This window comes from Streptomyces sp. NPDC004732, assembly GCF_040609235.1.
GTDB lineage: Bacteria > Actinomycetota > Actinomycetes > Streptomycetales > Streptomycetaceae > Streptomyces.
In genome coordinates, this window is the sequence record NZ_JBEXJR010000003.1 from 457,293 (window position 1) to 480,970 (window position 23,678).

Sequence of the window (23,678 nt, forward strand, 5' to 3'; positions counted from 1 at the left end):
AAGACGTGTCCTCGCGGGACGGCGCGAGGAAGGCCCGGGACGAGACCGGCGATGAGGCCCGCGTTGAGCGGAGCGAGGCCGACGCCCTCGACACACCCGATGCACTCCGCGCCCGCCTCACGGAACTGGTCACCGACGCACTGTTCCGCGAGGCCCTGGAGGTCTCCAGCCCCTCGCTCGCCCGCACCCTCGACGCCGTACTTGCCGACGCGCCCGTCGCCGCGTCCGACCTGCGCAAGGCTCATCGCGCAGTGACTCGCTATCTGCTCCGCGCCGCGTCCCGACCCACCCCCTTCGGACTCCTCGCGGGCGTCCTGTGGGGCTCCTTCGGCGCGGCCACCAAGGGTGAGCTCACCGGCGAAGGACACAAGGCCGCGCGGCTGGACGCCGGCCTGCTGGCCCGGCTGATCGCCGAGTGGGAGCGTGACCCGGCCGTGCACCGAGGGCTGAGCGTGGTGGCCAACGGGCTGTGTTTCGTACGCGGCGGGCGCCTGGTCCTGCCGTTCGCCCCGGCCGGACCCGGACAGGGCGCCGCCACCCCGGCGGGCGAGAACCGCCCCACGTCGCGGACGCTGCGCCACACTCCGGTCGTGCGCGCCGTCCTGGAGGCCGCGGCCTGCCCCATACGCTGCGAGACCTTGGTCCAGGAAGTCGAAGCACGGTTCACCGGGGCTCCCGAAGGCGCCGTGGCCCGACTCGTCGCCCAACTCATCGGCGCAGAGGTACTTCTGACGGAGCTGCGCCCGCCTCTGGACGCCCCCGACCCGCTGGCACACGTCGAGGCCCTGCTCCCGGCCGGCGCCCCCGCCGCGAGGCGCGTCGCCGAACTGCGCGGAGCCCTCGACGACTACCTCCGCACCCCGCTCGGGGCGGGAAGAGCCGCCTGGCGCAGGGCACTTGAGGGCGCCGCGGCAGCACTCGACGACACCTCCGCCGATCCCAAGGACACCGCCGCCATCGGCGGGCACGCGATCCAAGTGGACCTGCGCTTGGACGGCACCGTCGAGCTCTCGCACGAGGTCGCCCGTGAACTGGAGCGCGCCGCCGCCGCGCTGTGGCGCCTCGCGCCCTCGGGGCGCGGGCGCCTGACCTCGTACCACCAGGACTTCGTCGAGCGGTACGGCCTGGGGCGCCACGTGCCCGTGAAGGAGCTCCTCGACCCCGACATCGGTCTCGGCGCCCCGGCCGGATACCGGCTGCCCCCGAGCCACCGTCCGGACCCGGGGCCCGCTCCGCTGGGTGCCGCGCGACAGCGGCTGTTGCTGGGGCTTGCGGCCGAGGCGCAGGCACGCGGGGCGCGGGAGGTCGTCCTGGACGAGCAGTGGCTGCGCAGGTTGGAGACCGCGGACGACGGCGGGTCCGCCGAGCGGGGCGGGTCCGCGGACCGGGACGGGGCCGACGGCGGCGTGCGGCCGCCCGCCCTCGAACTCGTCGTGCAGATCGCGGCAGCGTCGGCGGCCGCGGTCGACCGGGGCGACTTCACGCTCGTCCTCAACGGCGCGGCCACCGCGTCCGGCGGTCTCATGGGCCGGTTCGCGCACCTCTTCGAGCCCGCACAGGCCGAGGCGATCCGGCAGACGGTGCGTTCCGCACGCGAGGCTCCCACCGGGCGCCTCGCCGTCCAGGTCCACCACCAGGCCTCCCACCACCGGCACGCCAACGTCGCCCAGGTGCCCACCTGGCTGGACGGACGCCTGGTCATCGGCGCTCACCCGGGTCCTGCCGCGCCGGGCGTCACCGACCTCACCCTCGACGACATCGCCGTCTGCGCCGACTCCGAGGGCTTCCGGATCGTCTCCGTCGCGCTCGGCCGCGAGCTGACCCCAACGGCTCTGCACGTGCTCAACCGCGAACTGACCGCGCCCAACACGGTGCGCTTCCTCATCGAAGCCGCCGCGTTCGGCCGCAGGCAGTGGCGGCTGTGGGAGTGGGGCGCGGCGGAGGATCTGCCGTTCCTCCCTGCCGTACGCACCGGTCGCACCCTGCTCACCCCGGCCCGCTGGCGCCTGGCAGCGACCGGCCCGTCCTTGGCGGAGTGGCGAGAGGTCTGGCACGTGCCCGACCACGTCCAGCTCGCCCTCGGCGACCACCGCATCCCGCTGAACCTCACCGTCCCCGCGCACCAAGAGATCCTGCGCCGCGAGTGCGAACGGACGGGCGAGGCCTTGGTCCACGAACTGCCCCTGGGTCAGGACTCCGACGGCGGCTGGTTGCACGGCCCCGGCGGCCCCCACGAGGTGGAAGCGGTAGCGACCCTGACGCCACGTCAGCCACACCCGGACGCCGCTCAACCTCGATCGCCACGGCCCGCAAGGCTCACACAGCCTCGAACACTACGGCCGACGGGCACCGCACTCCCCGTGAGCCGACCGGGAACCGGCGAAACCCCGCCCGGCGGGCCCTGGCTGTACGCGTCGCTCTACTCCTCCGCCGAGCGCCAGGACGAACTCCTCACCGGGCCGCTGCACCGCTTCCTGTCCGCGCTGCCCACCCCGTCCGACGAGACGGGCGGCGTCGACCGGTGGTTCTTCATCCGGTACGCCGATCCGGACCCACACCTGCGGCTGCGCCTGCACGGCGACCCATCCCTGCTCAACGGTGTACTGCTTCCCCGACTCCACGACCTGGCACAGCAACTGGCCGCGGACGGACTCGCCCGGGGGCTGCGCCTGAACAGCTACTCGCCCGAGACCGAGCGCTACGGAGGACCGACGCTGCTCGGCGCGGCCGAAGAGGTGTTCCATGCGGACAGCCAACTGGTGCTCGAGCGCCTCGCGGCTCCGACGAGCGACCGGATCCTGGCCACCGCGCACGACGTGACCGGGCTGATATCGGCCTTCCACCGGGGCTACGGCGAGGACTGGCGGCACTGGCTCACTCGCACGTACCCCAAGCGGGAACAGCACCACAAGGCCTTCGCGGCACGCAGGAGACAAGCACTCGCCCACCTCGCGCCGGAGGGCCCGGAAGCCCATGCGCACCACGCGGCGGTCGAACGTTTCGGAGGGCTGGTGCGCGAGGAGCAGGCCCGGGGCGTACTGAGCGTCTCCCCCGACGCGGTGCTCGCCTCCCTCGTCCACATGCACTGCAACCGGCGCCTCGGCACGGACCGTACGGCCGAGGCACAGAGCCTGGCCGTGGCCCGCGGCGCGGTCCAGGCCCACCTCGACCGGGAAAGGGCCCGCTCATGACCGAGAACCCCGTCGCGCTCCTCGCCGAGCGCCTCACCGATCCGGTCGCGCTGGCCGCACAAGTGGCCGCGGGGCAGACCCCGGAGCTGGCCGAGACCCGCTCCCTGTGGCATCCCCAGTCCCTTGCGGACGGCCACGCGGGCGTCGCGCTGCTTTTCGCGGCACTCGCCCACACCGCCCCCGACGCCGCGCGCGCCACGCACGCGCACCTGACGGCGGCGGTCACCGGCGTGACCAGACCCGCACGCGAAGGGCTGTACGCGGGACTGCCCGCGGTCGCCTTCGCCGCGCGCACGGCCGTCACCAAGCCCGGCGAGTACGCGGCGCTCCTCACCAAGCTGGACGTTCAAGTGGCGCTGCTGGCCCGGCGACTCATCGAGGAAGACACACCCCGTCTAGCGACCGGAACCACTGGCACGAGGACGGCCGGGGCGAGGATGGCCGGGTACGACGTGGTGGCGGGCCTCTCCGGTCTGGGCCGCCTGCTCCTCGCGGCCGGACCCGAACACCGCGAGACCACCGAGCTCGTCCTCACCCACCTCGTCGCCCTCACCCACCCGGTCACCGAACCGGGCGGCAGGACCGTGCCCGGCTGGTGGACCACCGACCCGATCCTGTTCAGCGAACCCCAGGGAATCCCCGGCGGACACTTCAACGTCGGTCTCGCCCACGGCATCCCCGGCCCGCTCGCGCTGCTCTCCCTCGCCCACCGCGCGGGCGTCCGCGTGCCCGGCCAGGAGCGGGCGATCCGCACCATCACCGAATGGCTGCTGGCCCGTCGCAGCCCGGACGGCGTGGGCTGGCCCAACATCGTGCCGCTGGACGCCGAACTGACCGCGGCCTCCGGAGCCCGCCCCGAGCTGGCCGAGGCGCGCACCGGCTGGTGCTACGGAACACCGGGCGTCGCCCGCGCCCTCCAACTGGCCGCGCTGGCCCTGAAGGAACCGGAGTGGAACCGGCAGGCGGTGACCGCGGTCGCCCGCGCCTGTCACCGCGGCGACTTCGCCGACCCCACGCTCTGCCACGGCCTCGCGGGGCTGACCACGATCGTGACCCTCATGGCCCGGGAGCCCGGCGGAGACGAACTGGTCGCCCTGCTCCCAGGGTTGACCACTTCCCTGGCGGCCGCAGCGGACCCGTCCCACCCCTTCCTGTGGCCCGCCGCCGCCCCCGGAGTCGGGTCGGTGGTCCACCGCCCGGGCTTCCTGGACGGGGCAGCGGGCGCAGCGCTCGCGCTGCACCATGCGACGAATCCTGAGGCACCACTCGGCGAACTGCCGTGGCAGGCGGCTCTACTGCTGTGCTGAAGGAGTCCTGCGAAGCCACGGGACCCTGACGGCCGCGAGTGCGCCGCCCGAGCCCGGACATCGCATGGTGGCGCGGCGTCCACGATGCCCTGCTCGATGAGCCGCACCCGGCCGCCGCTATGCCGGACAGCCGCCCGCAGGTCGCCCGCATGGCCGCCCCCACATGCGGCGTGCCTCCGCGGCCCCGACGCTCGAACCATGCGTACTCCTGCGCGACTGGCCGTCGCCCTCGGCGTCATCCTGTTGCTGACCACCGCGTGCGGCAACGACAGCAAACCGGGCCCGCACAAGGGCGCGGTCGTGGTCGCTGCGGGCAACGAAGGCACCGCGCCGCAGGACGTTTCGGCGCCCGGCATCGGCATCCTCCACCAGCAGGACCGCACCCCGGACCAGATCATGGCCCAGGACCGACCAGCCGTGCCCGACGGGACCCCAGGAAACGGCACGCGCGTGCGGAGGCCCGTATGACGCACCCGGGAACCCTCATCCTGATCACAGGCGTCGCCGTCCTCGCTCCCCTCCTCGCGCACGGCACCCGCCGCTGGGTCCGCATCCCCCTGGTCATCTTCGAGATCGCGCTCGGGATCCTCATCGGCCCCGACGTCCTCGGCCTGGCCCGGCACGACGCGGTCATCGACACGCTCTCGGAGCTCGGCCTGGCCATGCTCATCTTCCTGGCCGGGTACGAGATCGAGTTCGCGGCCATCCGCGGGGACACCCTGCGTCGCTCCGTGTGGGCCTGGCTGGTCTCCCTGGTCCTGGGCCTCGGCGTCGCACTGGCACTGACCGGCATGGACCTGTCCCGGAGCGTGGTCATCGGCACCGCGCTGACCAGCACGGCCCTCGGCACCGTCCTGCCGCTGCTGCGCGACAGCGGCGACCTGCGAGGCCGTTTCGGCACGGTGACGATGGCCTTTGGCGCCGTCGGCGAATTCGGTCCCATCATCGCCATGGCGGTGCTGCTCAGCGGCCGCGAACCAGGCGTGTCCACGGCGGTGCTCGCCGCCTTCGCGATCATCACGGCCGGGGCGATCTACTGGGCGCTGCGCCCCCACCCACCGTGGTTCGCCCAGGTCATCCGCACGACGCTGCACACCAGCGGCCAGTTCGCCGTCCGCTTCGTGATGCTGCTGCTGGTCGCCATGCTCGCGCTGTCCGCGGCGTTCGGCCTCGACGTACTCCTCGGTGCCTTCGCGGCGGGCCTGCTCACCCGACTGGTGTTCCAAGGGGCCGCCCCCGAGGCCGGCGAAGAGGTCCTGGGCAAGGTGGAGGCGATGGGCTTCGGATTCCTCGTCCCTCTGTTCTTCATCGTCACCGGCATCAACTTCGACCTCGCCTCACTGATCGACGGCGGCCGGGCCCTCCTGCTGCTGCCGGTCTTCCTGCTCCTGTTCCTGCTCGTACGAGGGCTCCCGGCCCATGCGCTGGCCCCTCGCGACCTGAGCTCCTCCGACCGCAGGTCCCTGACCCTGTACTCCTCGACCTGCCTGCCGCTCGTCGTCGCCATCACCACCATCGGCCTGGACGACGGGACCTTGGGGAAGGGCGAGGCCGCGGCCCTGGTGGGCGCCGCCATGGTTTCCGTTCTCGCCTTCCCACTCCTCGCCCTGAGGGTTCGGGCAAAGGCACGCAAGACCACGACTCCGAACGGACCCGCCACGGAATCGGAGGCGTGGTGAGGAAGCACTCCACCACTCACGCCCCAGCGTGCGGCTACGGCGCGCACCGCGGGGCCTTGTGGTGTCGCCGTGCCGCGCTGGTTCAGCAACACCGGAGCCGTCCCGAGTCGGGGTAGCCCCGCACAGGCGAGGGAACCGGCCGCGCCGAGCAACGGGGCGGGAAAGATAGGCCCCCTCGCAGGCCACCGAGGCTCACGGCCCAGTCAAGTCCCTTGCACACGAGCTGGTTGCCGATTCGGGTGCGGGCACGCCTCTGAAGTCCTCGCGCGTGACCTTCGCTGCCGCAAGGTCGATACTGCCGACAGCGACACTCCAGCCGTGAGTCGGTCGAGCAGAAGACCCGCCTGACGGGACGTCACCAAAGATCCTGCCTGCCCACCTTCCTAGGAGACACGCATGAGGATGCTGATCAACGTCGCGGAGACCGTGGTCGCCGACGCGCTGCGCGGGATGGCCGCCGCTCATCCCGAGCTGACCGTCGACGTCGAGAACCGGGTGATCGTGCGCAGGGACGCTCCCGTCGAGGGGAAGGTCGCCCTCGTCTCGGGCGGCGGGTCCGGGCACGAGCCGTTGCACGGTGGGTTCGTGGGGCCGGGGATGCTGTCGGCGGCCTGTCCGGGAGAGGTGTTCACCTCGCCCGTGCCGGACCAGATGGTGCGGGCCGCGGCCGCCGTGGACAGCGGCGCGGGTGTGCTCTTCATCGTGAAGAACTACACGGGCGACGTCCTCAACTTCGACATGGCCGCCGAACTCGCCGAGGACGAGGGCATCCAGGTGGCGAAGGTGCTCGTCAACGACGATGTCGCGGTCACCGACAGCCTCTACACCGCGGGGCGGCGCGGCACCGGCGCCACGCTCTTCGTGGAGAAGCTGGCGGGGGCCGCCGCCGACGCGGGCATGCCGTTGGAGCGGGTCGAGGCGATGGCCCGGCAGGTCAACGCGAACACGCGCAGCTTCGGTGTCGCGCTCAGTGCGTGCAGTACGCCCGCCAAGGGCAGCCCCACCTTCGATCTGCCGCCCGGCGAGCTGGAGTTGGGGGTGGGGATCCACGGCGAGCCGGGGCGCGAGCGGCGGGCGATGATGACGTCCCGCGAGATCGCCGACTTCGCCGTCAACGCCGTACTCGAAGACCTCGAACCGCACGATCCTGTACTCCTGCTCGTCAACGGCATGGGAGCCACTCCCCTGTTGGAGCTCTACGGCTTCAACGCCGAGGTCCAGCGCGTGCTCGTCGAGCGCGGCGTCCCCGTGGCGCGCACGCTCGTCGGCAACTACGTCACCTCCCTGGACATGGCGGGAGCCTCGGTGACGCTGTGTCAGATCGATGAGGAGATGCTGCGGTTGTGGGACGCGCCGGTGCGGACTCCCGCGCTGCGCTGGGGGTGCTGACGCCGTGCTCGACGCCCTCTTCTTCCGCCGCTGGCTGACGGTCACCGCCTCAGCCGTCGACCGTGAGGCGGAACGGCTCACGGAACTGGACTCGCCCATCGGCGACGCCGACCACGGCAGCAACCTGAAGCGCGGCTTCACGGCCGTCGCCGCCGTCCTGGAGAAGGAGGCACCGGACACCCCGGGCGCCGTCCTCACGCTGGCGGGACGGCAGTTGATCTCGACGGTCGGCGGCGCGTCGGGGCCGCTCTACGGCACGCTGCTGCGCCGCACCGGCAAGGCGCTCGGCGACGCCCCCGAGGTCGACGAGGCGCGGTTCGCCGAGGCGCTGCGCACCGGCGTCGACGCGGTGGCCGCGCTCGGCGGTGCCGCGCCCGGCGACAAGACGATGCTGGACGCGCTCGTGCCCGGCATCGACGCGCTGGAGGACTCCTTCGGCGCGGCACGCGAGGCCGCGCTCCAGGGCGCCCTGTCGACGACGCCACTACAGGCGCGCAAGGGCCGCGCGAGCTACCTCGGCGAGCGCAGCATCGGGCACCAGGACCCGGGCGCCACGTCCTCGGCACTGCTCTTCGCGGCCCTCGCGGAGGCCGCCGAGGGCACCGGCGACGTGCGGGAGGGCGGCTGTGGCTGACGAGCGGCTGGTCGGCGTCGTCCTCGTGTCGCACAGCGGGCCCGTCGCCGAGGCAGTCGCCGCGCTGGCCACCGGGCTCGCGGGCGGCGGCGCAACCGCGCCCGTGGCCGCCGCCGGGGGCACGGCCGACGGCGGGCTCGGCACCAGCGCGGAGCTGATCTCGGCGGCGGCCTCGCGCGTCGACCGCGGCGCGGGGATCGCCGTCCTCACTGATCTCGGCAGCGCGGTCCTCACCGTGAAGGCCCTGATCGCCGAGGGCGACGAACTCCCGGACGGCACACGCCTGGTGGACGCCCCGTTCGTGGAGGGCGCGGTGGCGGCGGTGGTGACCGCGTCGGCCGGTGGCGACCTCGCCACGGTCGAGGCGGCGGCAGCGGAGGCGTACACGTATCGGAAGGTGTGAGCCGGGAACCGGTGGGCGAGGCCCGCGGTGCCCGGTCCGGCCCCGTCAGTTCCGCCGCACGAACTCCCGCTCAGTTCCGCCGCACGAACTCCCGCGCCAGCGCGTCGCCCCGGGCGACCGCGGCCCCGTGGCTCTCGATCGGCTGCGCCTTGGAGCCCTTGAAGAGGACGTACGTGACGTCTTCGCCCGTGCCGCCCGTGCGCGGGTCGGGGCGGATGCCGAGGGCCCGGGCCGTCGCGTACGACGCCTCGCCGATGAGGTCGGTGGGGCCGGTGTCGCCGACGACGGCGTACTGGACCCGGCCACGGTGGACGACGGCGGCGACGGTGCCGCCCGTGATGCCGTGCTTGGCGTGCTTCCAGCGGTGGCTCGCGCCGGGCACGACGACGTAGGGCAGGCGTGCCGCGTTCAGCTGGCGGCCGTCGGACTGCTGGAAGGCCGTGGTGGGCTGGAACAGCGGGTCGGTGCGACGGTTGCACGCCTTGCTGCGTCGGCCGTCGCAGTCGATGTCCATGTCGGCCTTCCAGAAGACCGCGCCTCGGGTGGCGCACACGGGGACGTCCGCGCGGGCGCCGTCGTCGGTGCGGTACTTGCCGTGCGAGATCTGCTTGCACTTCCGGGTCGCGGCCAGCAGGTCGGCGGCGCCCACCGTTCCCTCACGGGCCGTTCCCTCACGGGCAGGGGCAGCCGCTGAACCCGCCGAACCCGGCGCTCCGCGCGGCGACTTGGCGTCCGGTTCGGACAGCGACTGCTGTGCCGCGGCGGAGTACCAGGCGGGGGCGAGCAGGGCGACTCCGGCAGCGACGACCAGGGCCGTCGTTCTGTTGCGCACGAGAAGAAACCTTTCGTTGGGGACAACTGACGGCTCGAAGGCCAGATATCCCAATTTGTGCGCCGTCGTATGCCCCTTCCGCCGATCACGGTCCGTACGGCGGACGCCCCACCCCTTGATGTGCTCTCGTCACCTGTGTCAAATAGGTCCGTACCAATGCCGTCGAGTGGAAGGCAGCACCGTGCGACGGATCCCCCGCCCGTCCGCCCATCCGGCCCCGCTGGCCCTGCTGACCGTCATGGCCGCGACCGCGGCCGCACTGGGCGGCTGCGCCTGGGGCGGCGACGACGCCGGGGACACCAACCCCCCGGCGGCGCCCCGCGGCCTCACCGTGCAGGCAGGCAGCTCCACCACCGCCCACGTCATGTGGAACCAGGCCACCGACGACACGGCGGTCACCGCGTACGAGGTGTACCGCGGCACCAAGAAGGTGAAGGAGGTGTCGGGGCAGGAGACCATGGTGGACGTCGTCGGCCTGAAGCCGACCGCCACCTACAGCTTCACCGTCCGCGCCCGCGACGCCGAGGGCAACGTCAGCGAGGACAGCAGGAAGCTGTCGGTCACGATGCCCGCCGCGGCCGCCGCCGACCGCAAGCCCCCCTCCCGGCCCGCGGACCTCAAGGGCGAGGCCGAGGGGAGCAGGGCGGCGATGCTCGCGTGGGGCAAGTCGTCGGACAACAAGAAGGTGGCCTCGTACGAGGTCTTCCAGGGCGGCTCGAAGATCCACAGCGTGGGCGGCAACCAGACCGCGACGCTCGTCACCGGGCTGCGGCCCGGCACCCACTACACCTTCACGGTCAAGGCGCGGGACGCCGCCGACAACTTCTCGCCCGCAAGCCGCGAGGTCAGCGTCACCACCGCGGCGGGCAAGGACTCGGGGCGCGGCACCGCGCCGACCGGGTTCCGGGCAGGCACCCACCGGGCCGACGGGGCGTACTACATCGACCTGTCGTGGACGCCGCCGCGCACCGGCGGCGCCGTGGCCGAGTACCAGATCCAACTGGACGGCCGCACCGCCACCTCACTCGTCTTCGGCGGGACGGCCCCGCGGGACAAGGCCGAGCACAGCTTCTACATCGGCAAGAAGGACGGGGAGCGGCACCGGGTGCGCATCCGTCCCAAGCTGCCCGACGGGACCTGGGGCGGCTACTCCCCCGAACGGACCGTCACCACCGGCTGACCCCGCCCCCCCCAGCCCCCGGCCGACGCATGATGCGTCATGACCGCCCGCGCGCGGCGGCGGCCCGCTCGCCCAGGAGCGCCGCCGCGCGTCGGCACCAGTCGCGGGACTCCCGCTCGAAGGCGAGGCCGCGCAGGCAGGTCAGATAGGGGCCGATGCGCTCGCCGGTGCGCAGGAAGTCCTCCTCGTCGGCGCCGCCCCGCAGCCGTACGAGGAGCTTCTCCAGGACCTCGATCTTCGCGTCGGCGACCGCCGCCCGCTCGGTGAGCTGCTCGATGACGGGCGCGGCGGCCACGCCGTCGACGGCCTGCACCTTGACCAGCAGGTCGTCGCGGATGAAGGACGGCTTCGCGGCCCGGGCGGCGAACCGCTCCATCTCGGCGAGGCCCTCGTCGGTGACGTGGAAGAGCCGCTTGTTGGGCCGCCCCTCCTGGACGACCTCCCGCCCGGCGACCAGGCCCTCCGTCTCCAGCTTGGCCAGCTCGGCGTAGAGCTGCTGGGGCAGCGCGTGCCAGAAGTTGGCCACGCCGATGTCGAAGCCCTTGGCCAGTTGGTAGCCGCTGTACTCGCCGTCCAGCAGTGCCGCGAGCACCGCGTGCCGCAGAGCCATCTCCCGGGACCCCTTCCCTTTCGTCGTCCAGCACCCTCATCATAGTCATCAATGTGACTACTCAGATTCATGACTATGGAGCTATGGAGCAGACATGACCCACCCCACCGCCGCGCGCTTCCGCACCATCGTGGAGCAGCGCGATCTCGACGCCCTCGAAGAGCTCTTCACTCCGGACGTCCGCTTCTACAGCCCGGTGAAGTTCACGCCCTTCGAAGGCCGCCCCATGGTGCTCGGACTCTTCGGCGTGCTGCTGCGCACGTTCGAGGACTTCCGGTACGTGGGTGCGTACGCGGGCGAGGCGCAGACCAGCGCCGACGGCACCGAGGCCGAGTCGGACGTGCTGCTCTTCCGCACGACCGTGAACGGCAAGGAGATCCACGGCATCGACCTGCTGCACTTCGACGAGGAGGGGCGGATCAAGGAGTTCACCGTGATGGTGCGCCCGCAGTCCGCGGTCCAGACGCTCGGTCAGGCGGTGTACGAGGGACTCGTCGCGGACGGCCTGGTGCCCGCCCCGCAGTGACACGTCCGCCACGACGCGTCTGCGCCGGACGATGGATTCCGTCACCTGCCCGGCGGCCGTCCGCATGCGGTCCCCGCTCGCGGCACGTTGGCTCTTCGTCAGGTAGCACGGGCCCTTCCCCGACTGCGGCGGCGCATGGGTTGTACCGCCTCCCGTGTCACCGGAGGGCAGACTCATGCGTACCCGTCAGATATGCGTCCGTACCGGCCTGATCGCCGCCGGCGCGCTGCCGCTGCTCCTGACCGCTCCTTCGGCGTTCGCGGGCGGCGGCGACCTCACCGTCACCGCCACCGGTTCCACGGTGCGGGCCACCACGGCCGCATGCACCGACGGCGGCACGGCGTCGCTGATGGGCGCCGCCAACGCCAGCTTCGCCGGAGGCCAACAGGCGGAGCTGGTCAACGGCAGCGCTTCTTGGCAGAACGTCAGCTCCGGCTCCTACACCGTGCTCGTCTCCTGCAAGGACGGCACGTCGGTCGGGCCGCAGACCGTCACCGTCGGCAGTACGCCGACGACCTCCTCGACGACCGCGCCCGCGCGCGGCGTCCGCGGCGGGCTCGGCGGCGGTTCCGAGGACCGGGGCACGCTGACGCTCGTCGGCGGCGGGACGCTGGTGGCCGCGGCGGCGGTCGGCGGCGTCTGGTACCTGCGCCGTCGCGGAGCTGCCGGACGTACCTGATCGGGGCCACGACCGGCACGGCACCACCGGCTGCCGCCCCTCCGTCACCACCGAGGAGGGGCGGCAGTCGCATGCCGAGGCACCCTTGCCCGCCCCACCGAACCGACTTACCGTCCTCCCAGCCGACAGGGAGGGCGCGTTCATGCCACGACCGCTCAGCGTTCAGCTCTACTCCGTGCGCGATCAGCTCGTCGCCGACCGGGAGGGGACGCTGCGCCGCCTCGCCGGTCTGGGGTACGGCGCGGTGGAGGCGTACGACGTGCTCGGCGACCCGAAGGGGCTGCGGCGGATCGTCGACGACCTCGGGCTCACCGTGTCCGGCACGCACGCCGTGCAACTGCTCGGTCCCGACCCGGACCCCGTCCTCGACGCGGTGGCGGTGCTCGGCACCGACCTGGCGATCGTCCCCGCGGGCATCCCGCCCGAGGAGTTCGCCTCGCGCGACGGCCTCGCACGGACCGCCGACCGTCTCAACTCCCTTGCCGAGGTGGCCCGTCGGCACGGCATACGCATCGGCTACCACAACCACTGGTGGGAGATCGAGCCCCGCTTCGACGACGCAGGCGACGCAGGTAACGGAGGCGACGGACAAGCGCTGCTCCCGCACGCCGTCGACGTGCTCGCCGAACTGCTCGACCCCGCCGTGTTCCTGGAGATCGACACCTACTGGGCCGCGGTCGGCGGCGCCGAGGTCCCCGAGCTCCTGCGCCGCCTCGGCGACCGCGTGCGGGCCCTGCACCTCAAGGACGGGCCCGGCACGAAAGAGGACCCGAACGTCGCGGTCGGCGGCGGCACCATGCCCGTGCCGGAGATCCTCGCCGCCGCTCCGGACGCCTGGCGGATCGTCGAGTTCGACTCCTGCGCGGGCGACGCCGACACCCTCTTCGACGAGCTCGCGGCCAGCCGCAGGTACCTCAGCTCGCTGGAGGCGGCATGACCTCGGCACCCGTCGGCTCGGGCCCGGTCGGCGTCGCCGTCGTCGGCGCGGGCGTCATCAGCGCCCAGTACCTGCGTACGCTGAGCCGCTTCCCCGACGTCCGGGTCGTGGCCGTCGCCGACCTCGACGAGGAGCGGGCCGCGGCCGTGGCCCGCACCCACGGCATACCCGTGTCGGGCGGTCCGGCCGAGGTCCTCGCCCTGCCCGAGGTCGAGCTCGTCGTCAATCTCACCGTGCCCGCCGCCCACGCGCAGGTGGCGACAGCCGCCCTGCGCGCCGGGAAGCACGTCTACGGCGAGAAGCCCATCACCCTCGCGCCCGCGGAGGCGGAGAAGCTGCTCGCCGAGGCGTCGGAGCGCGGGCTCCTCGTCGGCAACGCGCCGGACACGTTCCTCGGCGCGGGCCTGCAGTCGGCGCTGCGGGCCGTCGCGGCCGGGCACATCGGCGCTCCGGTGGCGGCGACGACGGTGACGCAGGGCCTCGGACCGGAAGCCTGGCATCCCGATCCCGCGTTCTTCTACCAGCCGGGCGCGGGGCCGCTCTTCGACCTCGGGCCGTACTACCTGACCTCGCTCGTCGCCCTGTTCGGCAGCGTGGAGCGGGTGGCCGCGACGGCGGCGCGCGCCCGCGAGGAGCGGGTGGTCGGGTCGGGGCCCAAGGCGGGCCAGGCCTTCCCCGTCGACGTACCGACGCACGTGTCGTCGCTCATCCTGTTCGCCTCGGGGGTGCGGGCCGATTCGACGTTCAGCTTCGACTCGGCGCTGCCCCGCATCCGCTTCGAGATCACCGGCACCGAGGGCACCCTCTCCGTGCCCGACCCGAACACGTTCGGCGGGCCGCTGAAGCTGCTCCCGAACGGCTCCGACGTCTGGCGCGAACTGCCCGTGCCGGGGCGGACCGACGGCCGCGGACTCGGCGTGGTCGACATGGCCCGTGCCGTGCGCGGCGGCGGGGCCCACCGGGCGTCCGGCGCGCTCGCGCTGCACGTCCTGCAGACGATGAGCGCGATCACGCACTCCGCGAAGCGTGCCGAGTTCCTCCCCATCGGCACCCGGATCGTGCCGCCGGAGCCGCTGCCTGAAGGCTGGGACCCCGAGGAGCCGACCCTGGGGAGCGGAAGACGCGCCACCTGATGACGGCCTCCCCGCCCGGTGAGACGTTGCGCATCCGGGCCGCGCGCCCGGACCCACACAGCGCCGCACCCGCGGCACCGGGGAGGGAGAGTCGCCATGACGAAGGAGTACAAGGGCGTCGTCTACGCGGAGAGCGAGAAGGAGGCGGAGGAGCTGCTGCTCGCCTTCTGCGACCGCATCGACTTCTCTCGGGAGTGGATCTCCGCCGCCACCTGGAAGAACACCCTCGAGATCGCCTGTACCAAGGAGAACGGCATCGACACGGCCGAACGGGCCGTGCTCAAGGACATGCAGGACCGCCAGAGCGCGACGCAGAAGCAGGCCCGCCGGGAGAAGATCTCCGACGACAGGGACGAGATCCTGGGCCAGATCGAGGACGTCGACACCTTCGACGACCACGCCGTCAGCATCTTCAAGCAGGTGTGCGCCCAGTACATCGACGGCGGCGGCCTCAACATGACCTTCGGCCCGAAGCTCTCCCAGGACCGTTACGACGACCTGTGCGGCCACTGGCGGCGGGTGGGCGGCATCGCGGTCAAGGCTGAGAACAAGGTGTTCCGCGGATTCGACTACCTGCCGGTCGAGAACAAGGAGCAGAAGGGCAAGGGCACCACCGGGGACACGCTGGAACGCCGTACCAAGCAGGGCAACTTCTTCTGCACCGTGGTGAACATCCGCTTCAACATCCACATCAACATCAGCTAGCGGCGCGTCGTCGGCCGCTGGTGGACTCGGGGCGCCGTGTCCGTCACGGCGCCTCCAGTTCCTCGATCGTCCGCGTGAGCCACTGCGTCCAGAACGTCTCCAGGTCGATGCCCGCGCGCAGCACCACATGGCGGAGCCGGTCCTCGACCGCGTCCTTGCCGGGCGGGAAGTCCCGCTTCTCGATCTCCTCGTACTCGGCCAACTGCCGCCGGTGGAGGGCGAGATGACGGTGCAGGTCCTCCTGGACGCCCGCCGTGCCGACGACCGCGGCGGCGCGCAGACGCAGCAGGAGGGTGTCGCGCAGGGGCTTGGGGTCCTGGCTGGCGGCGGTCCAGCGGGCCAGCTCGTCGCGGCCCGCCGGAAGCACCTCGTACTCCTTCTTCTGCCCGCGCGTCGCCCCCTGCCGCGGCAGCGCCCGGATGGCGCCGTCCCGCTCCAGCCTGCCCAGCTCGCGGTAGATCTGCTGGTGCGTCGCCGACCAGAAGTAGCCGATCGACTTGTCGAACCTGCGCGTCAGTTCGAGGCCCGACGAGGGCTTCTCCAGGAGCGCGGTGAGGATCGCGTGCGGGAGTGACATGGGGCAATCCTAGGGACGGCGCCGCCGAAGGCGGGGCCGCCTCACAGCGCGGCGGCCAGCTCCGTGCCCTGCTTGATGGCGCGCTTGGCGTCCAGCTCGGCGGCCACGTCCGCGCCGCCGATGAGGTGCACCGCGGACCCGGCCGCGACGAGCTCCTCGTACAGGCCGCGGCGCGGCTCCTGGCCGGAGCAGAGCACGACCGTGTCGACCGGGATCACGGAGGACTCGCCCTCGACGGTGATGTGCAGGCCCGCGTCGTCGATCAGGTCGTAGCTCACGCCCGCCACCATCGCGACGCCGCGGTGGCGCAGTTCGGTGCGGTGGATCCAGCCCGTGGTCTTGCCGAGGCCCTTGCCGACCTTGGACGTCTTGCGCTGCAGCAGGTGGACGGTGCGCGGCGGCGTCGGCCGCTCGGGCTTCGTCAGGCCGCCGCGCTCGCGGTAGTCCATGTCGACGCCCCACTGCCGGAAGTACGTCGCCGGGTCCAGGCTCGCCTTTTCGCCGCCGTCGGTGAGGAACTCGGCGACGTCGAAGCCGATGCCGCCCGCGCCGATGATCGCGACGCGCTCTCCCACGGGCGCCTCGTCGCGCAGCACGTCGAGGTAGCCGACGACGCTGGGGTGGTCGATGCCGGGGATCTCGGGGGTACGGGGGGTGACACCGGCGGCGACGACCACCTCGTCGAAGGCGTCCCCGGTGAGCTCGTCCGCGGTGACGACCGTGTTCAGCCTGACGTCCACGCCGCGCAGGTCGAGCTGGGTGCGGAAGTAGCGCAGGGTCTCGTCGAACTCTTCCTTGCCGGGGATCTTGCGGGCGACGTTGAGCTGGCCGCCGATCTCGTCGGCGGCGTCGAAGAGGGTGACGTCGTGGCCGCGTTCGGCCGCCGAGACGGCGAAGGCGAGACCGGCAGGGCCCGCGCCGACGACGGCGAGGCGCTTCTTGGTGCGGGTGGGCGCGAGCACGAGTTCGGTCTCGTGGCAGGCGCGGGGGTTCACCAGGCAGGAGGTGATCTGCAGGTTGAAGGTGTGGTCCAGGCAGGCCTGGTTGCAGCCGATGCAGGTGTTGATGGCCTCGGGCTGCTCGTCCTTCGCCTTGTTGACGAAGTCGGGGTCGGCGAGCAGCGGGCGGGCCAGCGACACCATGTCGGCGGCGCCGTCCGCCAGCAACTGCTCGGCGATCTCGGGGGTGTTGATGCGGTTGACGGTCACGAGCGGCACGGAGACCTCGCCCATGAGCTTCTTCGTCACGAAGCTGTACGCGCCGCGCGGCACCGACGTCGCGATGGTGGGGATGCGCGCCTCGTGCCAGCCGATGCCGGTGTTGATGATGGTCGCGCCCGCCGCCTCGATCTCCTTGGCGAGCTGGACGACCTCGTCGAGCGTCGAGCCGCCGGGGACGAGGTCCAGCATGGAGAGGCGGTAGATGATGATGAAATCGGCGCCGACGCGCTCGCGGGTGCGGCGGACGATCTCGACGGGGAAGCGGATGCGGTTCTCGTAGGAGCCGCCCCAGCGGTCGGTGCGCTGATTGGTGGGGGCCGCGATGAACTCGTTGATCAAGTAGCCCTCGGAGCCCATGACTTCGACGCCGTCGTAGCCTGCGGACTTGGCGAGCTCGGCGGCGCGCACGAAGTCCTCGACGGTCTGCTCGACCTCGTCGCCGGTGAGCTCGCGGGGCACGAAGGGGCTGATCGGCGCCTGGAGGGCGCTCGGGGCCACCAGCTTGTCGTGGTAGGCGTACCGCCCGAAGTGGAGGATCTGCATCGCGATCTTCCCGCCCTCGGCGTGCACGGCGGCGGTGATCGCCTCGTGCTCCTTCGCCTCGGCCTCGGTGGTCAGCTTGGCGCCGCCGTCCCAGGGGCGGCCCAGCTCGTTCGGGGCGATGCCGCCGGTGACGATGAGGCCGACGCCGCCGCGCGCGCGGGTCGCGTAGAACTCCGCCATCCGCTCGAAGCCGTTCGGTGCCTCTTCGAGGCCCACGTGCATGGAGCCCATGAGGACCCGGTTGGGCAGGGTGGTGAAGCCCAGGTCGAGCGGGTTCAGCAGGTTCGGGTAACGGCTCATGCGGCCCCTCCGTACGCGGTGTCTACAGAACAGTTGTAGACCAGCCACTACCGTTATGCAACTAGTTGCATAAAGCGTGAGCGGAGTCTCGTTCCCGGGACCCCAGGGCGATGTCCGAATCCCGCCAGCCCGGCTCGCGCGCGCGAGCCAGACTTGACCACGTCAAGCTCAGCGAACCAGGCACCACCGAGGAGAGTCCGATGACCGTCTACACGACGACCGACAGCCCGCTGGGCGAGCTGCTGCTGGTGGGCGAGGAGTCGGCCACCGCCAAGGGCGGCACCGCGCTGGTCTCGCTGTCCGTGCCCGGCCAGAAGGGCGGCGCCGCCGTCCTGGCGGACTGGGTGCGCGACGACGCGGCCTTCGACTCGATCACCGCGCAGCTGCGCTCGTACTTCTCCGGCGGTCTGACGCACTTCGACATCGAGTACGCCACCGGGGCGGGCACCGCATTCCAGCGCAAGGTCTGGGCGGCGGTGGACTCGGTCCCCTACGGCACCACGACCACCTACGGGCGGCTCGCCGAACAGCTCGGCCTCTCCCGCGCCGCGGTCCGCGCCCTCGGCACCGCCATCGGACGCAATCCGCTCCTCGTCGTGCGCCCCTGCCACCGAGTGATCGGCGCCGACGGCTCCCTCACCGGATACGCGGGCGGCCTGGAGCGCAAGCAGCTGCTCCTCGATCTGGAGGCGGCGTGACCACCACCGCACGCACGCCCGGCGCGGCGGTCGACTCGGCGGACTGGGCGGCGCTCGCCACCGAGCTCGACGCGCACGGCTGCGCGCTCACGCCCCGGCTGATCGACCCGGCAGGGTGCCGCCGCATCGCCGAGCTCTACGACGACCCCACCCTGTTCCGCTCCACCGTCGACATGGCCAGGCACCGCTTCGGTTCCGGGCAGTACCGCTACTTCACCCACGACCTCCCCGGCCCCGTCGCCGAGCTGCGCGCGGCGCTCTATCCGCACCTGCTCGCCGTCGCCCGCGGCTGGGCGGACCGCCTCGGCCGCCCGGCCCCGTGGCCGGACTCCCTGGAGGAGTGGCTCGACCGGTGTCACGTGGCGGGCCAGACCAAGTCCGCCCAGATCCTGCTGCGCTACGAGGAGGGCGACTGGAACGCCCTGCACCGCGACCTGTTCGGGGACATGGTCTTCCCGCTCCAGGTCGTCATCGGCCTGGACGAGCAGGGCAGCGACTACACGGGCGGCGAGTTCCTGCTCGTCGAGCAGCGGCCGCGGGCCCAGTCCAGGGGAACTTCGACGGTCCTGAAGCAGGGCCACGGCCTCGTCTTCACCACGCGCGACCGCCCGGTCCGCTCCGCGCGCGGCTGGTCCGCGGGGCCGGTGCGGCACGGGGTGAGCACGGTGCGGTCGGGGCTGCGCAGGTCGCTGGGGCTCGTCTTCCACGACGCGGCGTGATCCTCACCGATCCTCGGTGAGACCGCTGACGCGCAGCGTGATGTTCAGCCGCCCGGTCAGCCCAAGGTCCGGCGGCGCCGTGCCGGGGAGCACGCGCGGCACCCCGTGATAGGCGAGCCGTGAGGCACCGCCGAAGACCACCAGGTCACCGCTGCGCAGCTCGATGTCCGTGTAGGGCTTCGTGCGCGTCTGCGTGTTGCCGAAGCGGAAGACGCCCGTGTCCCCGAGGCTCAGCGACACCACCGCGGCGTCCGACTTCTCGTCGCTGTCGCGGTGCATGCCCATCCGCGCGTCGGCGTCGTAGAAGTTGACGAGGGCGATGTCGTACGGGTCCTCGACGTCGTGACCGGCCGCTTCGGCCGCCCGGCGGCCAAGACCGGCGAGCCACGGCGGCATCGGCTTCACCGGGGCGCCGTCCCCGTCGACCACGGTGCGCGCGTACCCGTACGGATACCAGTGCCAGCCCAGGCAGACCTGCCGCGCCGTCATCGAGCCGCCGCCGGGCGTCCTGACCACACGCAGCCCGGCGGGCGGCCCGGCCCACTCCCGGCAGGCCTCCAGAAGCCCCAGCTGAGCCTCCGGTGCCAGCCAGTCCGGCACGTGCACCGCCCCCGGGCCGAGGGCGGTGCGGCTCCTCGGAAACAGCTCGTTCAGTACGGCCACGTCCAGTCGGCGACCTCGGGGAGGTCCGTGCCGTGCTCGCGGATCCAGGCGTGGTGGCGGGTGCGGGCGTCGGCCATCGCCTGGCGCACGCCCGTCGCGCGCACGGCCAGGCCGGGGACGCGGTCGATGACGTCCATGACGAGGCGGTACCGGTCGAGGTCGTTGCGGACGACCATGTCGAAGGGCGTGGTGGTCGTGCCCGCCTCCGTGTAGCCGCGCACGTGCAGGTTGGCGTGGCCGGTGCGGCGGTAGGCGAGGCGGTGGATCAGCCACGGATAGCCGTGGTACGCGAAGATCACCGGCTTGTCGCGGGTGAAAAGCGCGTCGAACTCGGAGTCGGCCATCCCGTGCGGGTGTTCCCCGCTGGGCATCAGGCGGGCGATGTCGACGACGTTGACGACGCGCACGGTGAGCTCGGGCAGGTGGGCGCGGAGCAGCGCCGCCGCGGCGAGCACCTCCTGCGTGGGCACGTCACCGGCGCAGGCGAGGACCACGTCCGGTTCCCGCGCCCCGTCCTCCGTCCCGGCCCACGCCCAGACGCCCGCGCCGCGCGTGCAGTGGGCGCGGGCGTCGTCGAGGGAGAGCCAGTCGAAGCAGGGCTGCTTCCCGGCGACGACGACGTTGACGTAGTCGCGGCTGTGCAGGACGTGCTCGGTCACGCAGAGCAGGGTGTTGGCGTCCGGCGGGAGGTAGACGCGTACGACATGGGGGCTCTTGTTCAGGACGTGGTCCACGAAGCCCGGATCCTGGTGCGAGAAGCCGTTGTGGTCCTGCCGCCACACGTGCGAGGTGAGCAGGTAGTTCAACGACGGCACGGGCGCCCGCCAGGGCAGCGCGCGCGAGGTCTTCAGCCACTTGATGTGCTGGTTGACCATCGAGTCGACGATGTGGACGAACGCTTCGTAGCAGGAGAACAGGCCGTGGCGCCCGGTGAGGGTGTATCCCTCCAGCCAGCCCTGGCAGAGGTGCTCGGAGAGGACCTCCATGACGCGGCCGTCGCTCGCGAGGTGCTCGTCCGTGCCGAGGGTCCGGTCCTGCCAAGCCTTGCCCGTGACGTCGTACAGCGCGCCGAGCCGGTTGGACTCGGTCTCGTCCGGGCCGACGACCCGGAAGTCGCGGCGCTCCGCGGTGTCCGCCATGACCTGCGCGAGCAGACCGCCCGTGATCCGGGTCGGCTCGTGCAGCGTCGTGCCCGGCTTGTCGACGGTGACGGCGAACCGCTCGAGCGGCGGGACGGGCAGCCGTCGGGTGAGCCTGCCGCCGTCGGCGTGCGGGGTGGCACCGAGTCGGCGCTCGCCCTGCGGAACGCAGGACACGACCTGCTCGGTGGGGCGGCCGTCCCCGTCGAAGAGCTCCTCGGGGCGGTACGACCGCAGCCACTCCTCCAACTGCCGCAGATGCTCCGGGTTCTCGCGGACTCCGGACAGCGGCACCTGGTGCGCCCGCCAGGTGTTCTCGACGGGCTCACCGTCCACGGTGGCCGGGCCGGTCCAGCCCTTGGGCGTGCGCAGCACGATCATCGGCCAGGGGGCGCGGCCGTGCGCGCCGCCGCCGCTCCGGGCGGCCTGCTGGATGGCGCCGATGCGGTCGAGTGCCTGGTCCATCGCCGCGGCCAGCGCCTGGTGCACCTCGCGGGGCTCGTCACCGGCGACGTACAGCGGCTCGTGTCCGTACCCCTTGAGGAGCGCGTCGAGTTCGTACTCGGGCAGCCGGGCCAGCACCGTCGGGTTGGCGATCTTGTAGCCGTTGAGGTGGAGGACCGGCAGGACCGCGCCGTCGTGCACGGGGTCCTGGAACTTGTTGCAGTGCCAGGAGGCGGCCAGCGGACCGGTCTCGGCCTCGCCGTCGCCGATCACGCAGGCGACCAGGAGGTCGGGGTTGTCCAGGGCGGCTCCGTAGGCGTGCGCGAGCGAGTAGCCCAGCTCGCCGCCCTCGTGGATCGAACCGGGCGTCTCGGGGGCCACGTGGCTGGGCACGCCGCCGGGGAACGAGAACTGCCGGAACAGCCGTGCCATCCCCTGCGCGTCCCGCGTGACGTCCGGGTACGTCTGTGTGTAGCTGCCCTCCAGCCAGGAGTTGGCGAGGACGGCGGGACCGCCGTGGCCCGGACCCCACACGCACAGTGCGTCCAGGTCCCGCTCCTGGATGACGCGGTTGAGGTGGGTGTGGACCAGGTTGAGGCCGGGCGAGGTGCCCCAGTGTCCGAGCAGCCGCGGCTTGATGTGCTCGGGCCGCAGCGGCTCGGCCAGCAGGGGGTTGCCCATCAGGTAGATCTGGCCGACGGCCAGATAGTTGGCGGCGCGCCAGTGGGCGTCCAGTGCGGCCAGCCGGTCCTTCGCCACGGGTGCCACCAGGTCCTCCTCGCGGGGTTCGGTGCGTACGGGACGGCTCCGCGTCCCAGCACATCAGCCGTACGGGACGACCGCCACCGGGCCGGGCCCGCCCATGACGCTGCCACCGTGCGGCCGTCCGCGGGAGGGCCGAACAGGCCCCGACCGGAACAGCCCCCTGCCGCGAGGAGTCAGCGTTCGCCCTTGACCGCCCGCAGCAGCACGAACTTCGGGTCGCTCGCGACGACTTCCGCGTTGCCGAAGAGCTTGCGGAGCTGCACGTGGTAGCCGAGGTGGCGGTTGCCGATGACCCACAGCTCACCGCCGGGGCGCAGCGCGGCGCGGGCGCCGGTGAACATGCGGCGGGCGGTCGCGTCGGTCGTGGCCTGGTGGCTGTGGAACGGCGGGTTGTTCAGGACGACGTCCACCGTCCCTGGCGGTACGGCGGCGAGGGCGTCACCGGCCACGAAGTGGGCCTTGGCGCCGTCCGCGGCGTTGGCGCGGAAGGTGGCCTCGGCGGAGGCGACGGCCTGGAAAGACTCGTCGATGAAGGTGACCGTGGCGTCGGGGTCGGCGACGGAGGCGGCGGTGCCGAGCACTCCGTTGCCGCAGCCCAGGTCGACGACGTGGGCGCCGCCGCGGGCGCGCGGCAGGTGCTTGAGGAAGAAGCGGGTGCCGATGTCGAGGCGGTCGGCGCAGAAGATGCCCGCGTGGTTGACGACGGTGAGGCCCGCGCCCGCCCCGGAGTCGGCGGGCAGCACGTAACTGCCGGGCCAGGGGTTGGCTCCGGCGGCGCGCGCCGGGTCCGGGGCGGCGAAGATGAGCCGTGCCTTCTGCCGGGCGAGCGAGGTCCGGGTCGGGCCGATGATCCGCTCGAAGAGGTCCAGCGTCGACGTGTGGATCTCGGTGACCATGCCGGTGCCGATGACGACCGTGCCTTCGTGCAGGGCGGGCGCGAGCCGGTGGAGCTGGTCCTCCAGAAGCGCGAGGCTCTTCGGTACGCGGACGAGGAGCACGTCGACGCGGGCGGGCGGGGCGTCCCTGGTCGTCAGGAGACGGGCCGCGTCCGGCGCGTGGCCCGCCCGCGCGAGGTTGGCGCGGGTCGCCTGCTGGGCGAGGAAGGAGTCGGTGATCTGGACCGGCACGCGCGCGTGCCCGGCGAGGGCGGTGGTCAGTGCGCCCCATCGGTCGCCGAGGACGGCCACCGTCCCCGAGAGGTCGACCGTGTCGGAGAAGCCGTCGGGCGCCGCCTCCTCCTCGCCCGTCAACTGCCTCAGCAGATAGGCGTCGGCCGCCGACCAGGCGCGCAGCTGGTCGCGGGGGTCCTCCGGGAAGCGGGTGAGGTCGTACGCGCCCCATGACGTGCTCAAACGGTTCATCGTGCCCTCAGGCTAACGGAGGAGAGCGGTGAGCCCCCGCAGGG

Annotated in this window: 22 protein-coding genes; 15 read left to right on the forward strand and 7 right to left on the reverse strand. The window is 72.4% G+C overall.

Annotated features, from left to right (window positions below; genetic code table 11):
* The first annotated feature begins 5 nt into the window (after positions 1 to 5).
* The 7 genes from ABZV77_RS11145 to ABZV77_RS11175 all read left to right on the forward strand — a co-directional run bounded on the left by ABZV77_RS11145 (position 6) and on the right by ABZV77_RS11175 (position 8,603).
* Entirely contained in the window at positions 6 to 3,191 is a 3,186-nt protein-coding gene (locus ABZV77_RS11145; RefSeq protein WP_356253518.1) for a lantibiotic dehydratase, read from the forward strand.
* Entirely contained in the window at positions 3,188 to 4,498 is a 1,311-nt protein-coding gene (locus tag ABZV77_RS11150) for a lanthionine synthetase C family protein (RefSeq protein ID WP_356253521.1), read from the forward strand. The genes ABZV77_RS11145 and ABZV77_RS11150 overlap by 4 nt, the downstream gene beginning before the upstream one ends.
* Before the next feature lie 198 nt (positions 4,499 to 4,696).
* Entirely contained in the window at positions 4,697 to 4,966 is a 270-nt protein-coding gene (locus tag ABZV77_RS11155; protein WP_356253524.1) for a hypothetical protein, read from the forward strand.
* A complete protein-coding gene (locus ABZV77_RS11160; protein WP_356253527.1) occupies positions 4,963 to 6,177 on the forward strand; it encodes a cation:proton antiporter in 1,215 nt (404 codons plus the stop codon). The genes ABZV77_RS11155 and ABZV77_RS11160 overlap by 4 nt, the downstream gene beginning before the upstream one ends.
* A gap of 396 nt (positions 6,178 to 6,573) precedes the next feature.
* Complete coding sequence (gene dhaK, locus ABZV77_RS11165; RefSeq protein WP_356253530.1) at positions 6,574 to 7,566, forward strand: dihydroxyacetone kinase subunit DhaK; 993 nt, start codon at positions 6,574 to 6,576, stop codon at positions 7,564 to 7,566.
* Positions 7,567 to 7,570: 4 nt separating this feature from the next.
* Positions 7,571 to 8,200: a dihydroxyacetone kinase subunit DhaL gene (gene dhaL, locus ABZV77_RS11170; RefSeq protein WP_356253533.1), complete on the forward strand. Its 630-nt coding sequence runs from the start codon at positions 7,571 to 7,573 to the stop codon at positions 8,198 to 8,200.
* Positions 8,193 to 8,603 (forward strand): PTS fructose transporter subunit IIA, encoded by a 411-nt coding sequence (locus ABZV77_RS11175; protein WP_356253535.1) that lies wholly within the window; start codon positions 8,193 to 8,195, stop codon positions 8,601 to 8,603. The genes dhaL and ABZV77_RS11175 overlap by 8 nt, the downstream gene beginning before the upstream one ends.
* A 70-nt stretch (positions 8,604 to 8,673) precedes the next feature.
* Here the strand turns inward: ABZV77_RS11175 and ABZV77_RS11180 are convergent, their stop codons facing one another.
* Complete coding sequence (locus tag ABZV77_RS11180; RefSeq protein WP_356253538.1) at positions 8,674 to 9,435, reverse strand: glycoside hydrolase family 75 protein; 762 nt, start codon at positions 9,433 to 9,435, stop codon at positions 8,674 to 8,676.
* Positions 9,436 to 9,616: 181 nt separating this feature from the next.
* Between ABZV77_RS11180 and ABZV77_RS11185 the strand changes: the two genes are divergently transcribed.
* Positions 9,617 to 10,615 (forward strand): fibronectin type III domain-containing protein, encoded by a 999-nt coding sequence (locus tag ABZV77_RS11185; RefSeq protein ID WP_356253540.1) that lies wholly within the window; start codon positions 9,617 to 9,619, stop codon positions 10,613 to 10,615.
* A 37-nt stretch (positions 10,616 to 10,652) separates the two neighbouring features.
* Here ABZV77_RS11185 and ABZV77_RS11190 read toward each other — a convergent pair whose 3' ends face one another.
* Complete coding sequence (locus ABZV77_RS11190; protein ID WP_356253543.1) at positions 10,653 to 11,225, reverse strand: PadR family transcriptional regulator; 573 nt, start codon at positions 11,223 to 11,225, stop codon at positions 10,653 to 10,655.
* 94 nt (positions 11,226 to 11,319) lie between these two features.
* On the opposite strand from ABZV77_RS11190, the gene ABZV77_RS11195 reads away from it, so the two are divergent.
* The 5 genes from ABZV77_RS11195 (at position 11,320) to ABZV77_RS11215 (ending at position 15,205) form a co-directional block, all read left to right on the forward strand.
* Positions 11,320 to 11,751, forward strand: coding sequence for a nuclear transport factor 2 family protein (locus ABZV77_RS11195; protein WP_356253546.1), 432 nt, complete (start codon positions 11,320 to 11,322; stop codon positions 11,749 to 11,751).
* Between the two features lie 175 nt (positions 11,752 to 11,926).
* Positions 11,927 to 12,430 carry a hypothetical protein gene (locus ABZV77_RS11200; RefSeq protein ID WP_356253549.1) on the forward strand — a complete coding sequence of 168 codons (504 nt, stop codon included), beginning with the start codon at positions 11,927 to 11,929 and terminating at the stop codon, positions 12,428 to 12,430.
* 142 nt (positions 12,431 to 12,572) lie between these two features.
* Positions 12,573 to 13,367, forward strand: coding sequence for a sugar phosphate isomerase/epimerase (locus ABZV77_RS11205; RefSeq protein ID WP_356253551.1), 795 nt, complete (start codon positions 12,573 to 12,575; stop codon positions 13,365 to 13,367).
* Positions 13,364 to 14,500: a Gfo/Idh/MocA family oxidoreductase gene (locus ABZV77_RS11210; protein WP_356253554.1), complete on the forward strand. Its 1,137-nt coding sequence runs from the start codon at positions 13,364 to 13,366 to the stop codon at positions 14,498 to 14,500. Before ABZV77_RS11205 ends, ABZV77_RS11210 begins: the two co-directional genes overlap by 4 nt.
* A 96-nt stretch (positions 14,501 to 14,596) precedes the next feature.
* Entirely contained in the window at positions 14,597 to 15,205 is a 609-nt protein-coding gene (locus tag ABZV77_RS11215; protein ID WP_356253557.1) for a hypothetical protein, read from the forward strand.
* Between the two features lie 43 nt (positions 15,206 to 15,248).
* Here ABZV77_RS11215 and ABZV77_RS11220 read toward each other — a convergent pair whose 3' ends face one another.
* Together ABZV77_RS11220 and ABZV77_RS11225 are read right to left on the reverse strand one after the other, a co-directional pair.
* The gene (locus tag ABZV77_RS11220; protein WP_356253560.1) at positions 15,249 to 15,782 is read right to left on the reverse strand and encodes a PadR family transcriptional regulator; all 534 of its coding nucleotides are present in this window, start codon (positions 15,780 to 15,782) and stop codon (positions 15,249 to 15,251) included.
* Positions 15,783 to 15,823: 41 nt separating this feature from the next.
* Entirely contained in the window at positions 15,824 to 17,845 is a 2,022-nt protein-coding gene (locus ABZV77_RS11225; RefSeq protein WP_356253563.1) for an NADPH-dependent 2,4-dienoyl-CoA reductase, read from the reverse strand.
* Between the two features lie 200 nt (positions 17,846 to 18,045).
* Between ABZV77_RS11225 and ABZV77_RS11230 the strand changes: the two genes are divergently transcribed.
* Positions 18,046 to 18,543 carry a methylated-DNA--[protein]-cysteine S-methyltransferase gene (locus tag ABZV77_RS11230; RefSeq protein ID WP_356253566.1) on the forward strand — a complete coding sequence of 166 codons (498 nt, stop codon included), beginning with the start codon at positions 18,046 to 18,048 and terminating at the stop codon, positions 18,541 to 18,543.
* Positions 18,540 to 19,262, forward strand: coding sequence for a 2OG-Fe(II) oxygenase (locus ABZV77_RS11235; RefSeq protein ID WP_356253569.1), 723 nt, complete (start codon positions 18,540 to 18,542; stop codon positions 19,260 to 19,262). Before ABZV77_RS11230 ends, ABZV77_RS11235 begins: the two co-directional genes overlap by 4 nt.
* A 3-nt stretch (positions 19,263 to 19,265) precedes the next feature.
* On the opposite strand, the gene ABZV77_RS11240 is transcribed toward ABZV77_RS11235, so the two are convergent.
* From ABZV77_RS11240 to ABZV77_RS11250, 3 genes are all read right to left on the reverse strand, one after another.
* On the reverse strand, positions 19,266 to 19,925 hold the full coding sequence (locus tag ABZV77_RS11240) for an alpha-ketoglutarate-dependent dioxygenase AlkB (protein WP_356253572.1): 660 nt from the start codon (positions 19,923 to 19,925) through the stop codon (positions 19,266 to 19,268).
* On the reverse strand, positions 19,913 to 22,279 hold the full coding sequence (locus ABZV77_RS11245) for a phosphoketolase family protein (protein ID WP_356254289.1): 2,367 nt from the start codon (positions 22,277 to 22,279) through the stop codon (positions 19,913 to 19,915). Before ABZV77_RS11245 ends, ABZV77_RS11240 begins: the two co-directional genes overlap by 13 nt.
* Before the next feature lie 167 nt (positions 22,280 to 22,446).
* Positions 22,447 to 23,634 (reverse strand): methyltransferase, encoded by a 1,188-nt coding sequence (locus ABZV77_RS11250; RefSeq protein WP_356253575.1) that lies wholly within the window; start codon positions 23,632 to 23,634, stop codon positions 22,447 to 22,449.
* Positions 23,635 to 23,678 lie beyond the last annotated feature (44 nt).